Genomic DNA, 2,035 nt, shown 5'->3' with positions numbered 1-2,035 from the left:
GTGGGTCAAGCAGGAGATGCCGGCCAAGGAGTTCGTCACCGCGACGGTCTGCCTCGGGCTGTTCACCTCCGCCCGGATCGCCGAGCAGGTGCGGGCAGGGATCCAGAGCCTCCCCCGGGGGCAGCGGATGGCCGGCCTGGCCATGGGCCTCACGCTCCCCCAGACCTACCGGTACGTTCTCCTTCCCATGGCGTTCCGGATCATCATCCCGCCGCTCACCTCGGAGTTCATGAACGTGTTCAAGAACTCCTCCGTGGCATTCGCCATCGGGGTGCTGGAGCTGACCTTCCAGGCCCGCCAGATGCAGGAGGACTCCGAGCAGGGGATCGAGACCTACCTGGCCGTCACGGTCCTCTACTTCGTCTGCGCCTTCATCGCGAACCGGATGATGGCCTTCATCGAAAAGAGAAGCCGCGTGCCTGGCTATATCGCTGCGGCAAAGTAGGAGGCGCGTGGGGATGCTGGGCCAGCTCGATCTCAGCGTTATCAAACCGAGCCTCCCGTTCCTCTGGACCGGCCTGAAGTTCAGCGCCAACCTCACCCTGATCGCGATGAGCGGGGGGATCGTGATCGGCACGCTTTTGGCCATGGCGCGGCTGGGAAGCAGCCGGCCCCTGTCCGCGGCCGCATCGGCGTACGTGAACCTCATGCGCTCCATCCCGCTGCTCATGGTGATCCTCTGGTTCTTCCTCGTGATCCCGCTGATCATCGGGAAACCGATCGGCGCGGAGTACTCCGCGCTCATCACCTTCACCGCCTTCGAGGCGGCCTACTACAGCGAGATCATGCGCGCCGGCATCCAGAGCGTGGCGAAGGGCCAGGTCATGGCGGCCTACGCCCTCGGCATGACCTACGGGCAGTCGATGGCCCTCGTGGTGCTTCCCCAGGCCTTACGGAACATGCTCCCCGTGCTCCTCACCCAGACGATCATCCTCTTCCAGGACACCTCCCTTGTGTACGCCATCGGCGCGAAGGACCTGCTCAAGGCCGCGGATATTGCGGGAAAGAACTACAACCGGCCCGTGGAGATGTACCTGTTCTCCGCGGTTATCTACTTCGCCCTCTGCTATACCCTGTCCTCGATCGTGAAGAGGCTGCAGAAAAAGCTCGCCGTTGTCCGTTGACGCAACCGGGGGGATGAGCCCATGGCCATGATCGAGATCCGAGACGTGAGCAAGTGGTACGGAGCCTTCCAGGTTCTCGCGGAATGCACCTCCCAGGTGGAAAAGGGGGAGGTGGTCGTGATCTGCGGACCCTCCGGCTCGGGGAAATCGACGCTCATCAAATGCGTCAACGGGCTGGAGCCCTTCCAGAAGGGCGAAATTCTCGTCAACGGCATCGGCGTGGGCGCTCCCGGGACGAACCTGCCCAAGCTCCGCTCGAACGTGGGGATGGTGTTCCAGCACTTCGAGCTCTTCCCCCACATGAAGGTCGTCGAGAACCTGACGGTCGGGCAGATCAAGGTCCTGGGCCGCAGCAGGGACGAGGCGCTCCGGAAGGCCCAAGCCCTCCTCGAGCGGGTGGGACTCAAGGACTTCGATCAGAAAAATCCCGGCGAGCTCTCCGGCGGGCAGCAGCAGCGGGTGGCGATCGGACGGGCCCTCGCGATGGACCCGATCTGCATGCTCTTCGACGAGCCGACGTCGGCCCTCGATCCCGAGATGATCGGGGAGGTCCTCGCCGTGATGCAGGACCTGGCCAGGGAAGGGATGACCATGATGGTGGTGACCCACGAGATGGGGTTCGCGAGGAACGTGGCCCACCGCGTGATTTTCATGGACGAAGGGCGCATCGTCGAGGACGCCACGACGGAGGAGTTCTTCGGCACCCCCCGGTCCGATCGCGCCCAGCTGTTCCTCTCCCGGATCCTCCGGCACTGAACGGGCGCGGGAAATCCCGCGTCCCGGTTTCCCACGCCGTTCTCCGACGTTCCTACCCCGTCACCCTGCGGTATCTACGGCGCAACCAGCGCCATCGGGAATGGATCTTGCTTGGCCCTTACGATACGAGCCGAACGGGAAACCCGATGGCAGGG

3 protein-coding genes are annotated in these 2,035 nt (G+C 64.1%); all 3 read left to right on the top strand.

What is annotated here, in order from left to right:
* Window positions 1-445: amino acid ABC transporter permease (locus VJ307_00900; protein HJX72683.1), on the top strand; the 445-nt coding region annotated here is incomplete at its 5' end.
* A gap of 13 nt (window positions 446-458) precedes the next feature.
* A complete protein-coding gene (locus VJ307_00895; GenBank protein ID HJX72682.1) occupies window positions 459-1,124 on the top strand; it encodes an amino acid ABC transporter permease in 666 nt (221 codons plus the stop codon).
* Window positions 1,125-1,151: 27 nt separating this feature from the next.
* Window positions 1,152-1,880, top strand: coding sequence for an amino acid ABC transporter ATP-binding protein (locus tag VJ307_00890; protein HJX72681.1), 729 nt, complete (start codon window positions 1,152-1,154; stop codon window positions 1,878-1,880).
* Window positions 1,881-2,035 lie beyond the last annotated feature (155 nt).

The organism is Candidatus Deferrimicrobiaceae bacterium, assembly GCA_035256765.1.
Lineage (GTDB): Bacteria > Desulfobacterota > Deferrimicrobia > Deferrimicrobiales > Deferrimicrobiaceae > CSP1-8.
The sequence above is the reverse complement of the archived record's forward strand: the minus strand, read 5'-3'. Positions and strand labels throughout refer to the sequence as shown.

Bases quoted from the DNA above. Each gene is read 5' to 3' on its own strand.
- VJ307_00895 (HJX72682.1), top strand. From the start codon at position 459: ATGCTGGGCCAGCTCGATCTCAGCGTTATCAAACCGAGCCTCCCGTTC.
- VJ307_00890 (HJX72681.1), top strand. From the start codon at position 1,152: ATGATCGAGATCCGAGACGTGAGCAAGTGGTACGGAGCCTTCCAGGTT.